The sequence below is a fragment of the Halomonas sp. genome, from assembly GCF_052095765.1.
GTDB lineage: Bacteria > Pseudomonadota > Gammaproteobacteria > Pseudomonadales > Halomonadaceae > Halomonas.
Map to the genome: position 1 here is coordinate 12,572 of NZ_JBQDJZ010000067.1, position 3,086 is coordinate 15,657.

Annotated in this window: 5 protein-coding genes and 1 pseudogene; 4 read left to right on the top strand and 2 right to left on the bottom strand. The window is 59.5% G+C overall.

The annotated features are described in order from the left end of the window. The 4 genes and pseudogenes from tusB to ACTH3D_RS09470 form a co-directional block, all read left to right on the top strand. Nucleotides 1-313, top strand: a 313-nt coding sequence (tusB, locus tag ACTH3D_RS09455; protein ID WP_441666826.1) for a sulfurtransferase complex subunit TusB, incomplete at its 5' end; no start/stop codon positions are given. After that, nucleotides 313-666, top strand: coding sequence for a TusE/DsrC/DsvC family sulfur relay protein (locus tag ACTH3D_RS09460; RefSeq protein ID WP_441666827.1), 354 nt, complete (start codon nucleotides 313-315; stop codon nucleotides 664-666). The genes tusB and ACTH3D_RS09460, both read left to right, overlap by 1 nt. Nucleotides 667-724: 58 nt before the next feature. Beyond that, nucleotides 725-769, top strand: a pseudogene (locus ACTH3D_RS09465) (hypothetical protein); the annotation flags it as partial. A 22-nt stretch (nucleotides 770-791) separates the two neighbouring features. Further along, a complete protein-coding gene (locus ACTH3D_RS09470) occupies nucleotides 792-1,340 on the top strand; it encodes an ACP phosphodiesterase (protein WP_441666828.1) in 549 nt (182 codons plus the stop codon). 32 nt (nucleotides 1,341-1,372) lie between these two features. Here ACTH3D_RS09470 and ACTH3D_RS09475 read toward each other — a convergent pair whose 3' ends face one another. Together ACTH3D_RS09475 and moaB are read right to left on the bottom strand one after the other, a co-directional pair. After that, on the bottom strand, nucleotides 1,373-2,647 hold the full coding sequence (locus ACTH3D_RS09475; protein WP_441666829.1) for a molybdopterin molybdotransferase MoeA: 1,275 nt from the start codon (nucleotides 2,645-2,647) through the stop codon (nucleotides 1,373-1,375). After that, on the bottom strand, nucleotides 2,640-3,086 hold a 447-nt coding region (gene moaB / locus ACTH3D_RS09480), incomplete at its 5' end, for a molybdenum cofactor biosynthesis protein B (RefSeq protein ID WP_441666830.1). The genes ACTH3D_RS09475 and moaB, both read right to left, overlap by 8 nt.

The window sequence follows — 3,086 nt, forward strand, 5'->3', positions numbered from 1 at the left end:
CAGCCTGCGGAGTACCCCAGAGATGAAACTGCATATTTTGAATCGTTCCCCCGCGACCAGCGGCGTGTACCGCCAGGCACTGGACGCCATGGAGCCCGATGATCTGCTGCTGTTGATCGAAGATGCAGTACAGGGGGGCGTGCCCGGCATGATCAGTTATCTGGACGAAGCCTCTGGGCGTGTGTTTGCACTGCGTGAGGATATTGAAGCCCGAGGGCTGGGCGGACGGCTGGATTCTTCGGTTCAGGTGGTGGATATCGACGGCTTCGTCACCCTGACCGAGAAAGCAACGCAGTCGGTGAGCTGGTACTGATGGCATCAAGTGAGGCGTCACGCTATTTGTCTGTTGCAGGACGCCAGGTTGCCCTCGACCCTGAGGGCTACCTGGTTGATCTGAGTGACTGGAGTCAGGACGTTGCCCAGGCGTTGGCCGCAGAAGAGGGCATGTGCCTTGAGGCTGAACACTGGGAAGTGATCGAGGTGCTACGGACTTTTTACCAGCGCTTCGAGTCAGCGCCACCCATGCGCCCGCTGGTAAAGTTTATTGGTCAGCAGCTTGGTGCCGACAAGGGACGTTCCATTTATTTGATGACGCTGTTTCCTGGCAGCCCAGCTAAGCGGGCAGCGCGACTGGCGGGTCTGCCCAAACCTGCTAACTGCCTGTGATTCTGTGCCAACTGAAAAGTCCAGCTGATCGCCAGGCTGCGTATCACGAGTAGAGTCTATGAATTTTCTAGCCCATGCCTGGTTAGCTCGCTACGGTAGCGATGCGTTTCTCTACGGAAACCTGATTGCTGACGGGGTCAAGGGGGGGGCAGCTCGATGGTTGGCCCTGCGAAGTGGCCAGGGGGATTCGGCATCACCGCCGCGTGGATGCCTATGTGGATCATCATCCACGCATTGTGGCGGCGCGGAGCCGAGCGCCGGATGGCTCACGGCGCTATGCGGGTATCGCTCTGGATCTAGTGTGGGACCACTTTCTTGCTCGACGGCTTGATCATGATGATGCACTGATACCGCGCTGTTACCGCTTGCTCATTCAGCAGCCAGCCCCTGACCGTCTGGCGGCCATGATGCCGGTGATGGTTCGCCAGGACTGGCTCAGACGCTATGCCGATTGGCAGTTTACCTGCCGCGCTCTGGAAGGACTGGGCGAGCGGCTGAGTGAGCGGCTGGATCGACGAAGTAACCGAGGCTCAACAGTAAAAGACCCGTCTTCCAACCAGTTGGCGGCGTTGATTCCCTGGCTCACGGATGACTACCGCAGCCTGGATAATGACTTTGAGGCTTTTTGGCCAGAGCTCAGTGATGCGTTAGGCGCTCCAAGCCCTGAAGCTTAAAAAACCCGTTTAATTCTGGACGCTTTTGAACGCTAGAAATCGTTGGAAAGCGGCAGGCAGATAATGCGGTCACCCGGCTCGATGCTGGTGTTCTCGGGAATCACGGCCAGGGCATCGGCAGCAAAGCACGATGACAACACACCGGAGTCCTGGCTGGAGAATGCTTCAGCACACAGACCTTCGGCGCCAGCTTGTAGTTGCACGCGCATGTAATGGCGGCGTGGCCCGGTGCGTGTGGTAAAGGTGCTGGTCGCCGGCCACTCGGGAAGTGCAGTCATCTGAGGCGCGCCCAGCAGGGCACCAAGCATTGGGCGCAGAAACAGCCAGGCACCGACAAAGCTCGATACCGGGTTCCCCGGCAGGCCCAGTACGCGGCAGGTGCTACCATCGGGACGGCTGATGCGGCCCAGGGCTAGTGGCTTGCCAGGACGCAAGGCCAGTCGCCAAAGGTCCAGCTTGCCCAGCGACTCAATCACCGCTTTGACGTGATCCTCTTCCCCAACGCTGACACCGCCAGTGGTGACGATGACATCGGCCAGGTCAGCAGCTTTCCTGAGTTGTTCGCGGGTAGTCTCGGCACAGTCTGGCAGGCTGCCAGTGATTACAACCTCGGCACCAAAATTGGCCAGAATCTCGCTGAGCATGGGTCGATTGGAGTTGTAGATCTGCCCGGGCTTCAGCGGTACCCCGGGCTCAACCAGCTCATCACCGGTAGACAGCAGTGCGACCCTAGGGCGACAGCGTACCTCAACCTCGGCAATTCCTTGGGCTGCCAGCATACCAAGGGCTGCTGCATTCAACCGTGTACCCGCTGCCATCAGCAAACTCCCGGCAGCCACATCCTGGCCGCGCTTGCGGATGCTGTCGCCGATCTTCAGCGACGTGGGCATCAAAGCCTGCTGGGCTGTTCTGTCAGTGACCGATGGCTGCTGTTCAGGTGACTCCTGACTGAGCTCAACGCGCTCCTGCATGACCACACAGTCGGCCCCCTCGGGAATCGGGCTGCCGGTAAACAGTCTGGCGCAGCTGCCGGGGCGGAGTGGAGAGGCGCTTTGTCCTGCCGCGATTCGCTGTGAGATCGGTAGCCAGGCACCGGCATCGCGATGGTCCAGGGCGAAGCCATCCATGGCACTGGAATCAAAAGGCGGCACGTCCATCCTGGCAGATACATCGTCGGCCAGAATGCGCCCGGCAGCAGCATCCAGGCTTAACCACTGAGTGGGTAGTAGCCCGATGTCTTGGCGCAGCGCACTAAGCGCTTGCTCAACGCTGTGGAGCTTATCCTGCGAGGAAGTTGGTTCAGCCATGTTGGCCTCGTCCTGGAATCACCAAGCTGGCGAAGTTACACGGCTTGTGTCGGCTGTCGAGCTGCTCGAGAAGGATCTTCTCCCAGGCAGTGCGGCAAGCGCCGGTGGAGCCGGGCAGGCAGAATATCACCGTGGTATTGGCCAGTCCGCCAAGGCAGCGGCTTTGCACGGTGGAGCTGCCGATTTCATCGTAAGACAGCTGACGAAACAGCTCACCAAAGCCTTCAATGCGCTTGTCGAACAGCACTGAAATCGCCTCGGGTGTCGAGTCGCGCCCAGTGAAGCCAGTGCCGCCAGTAGTCAAAATCGCCTGGATCTTGTCATCGGCAATCCAGGCGGCAACCTGAGCGCGGATTTTATAGATATCATCACGAATCAGCTGGCGGTCGGCCAGTTGATGCCCCGCTTCTTGGAGCTGTGTCGCCAGATAGCCGCCACT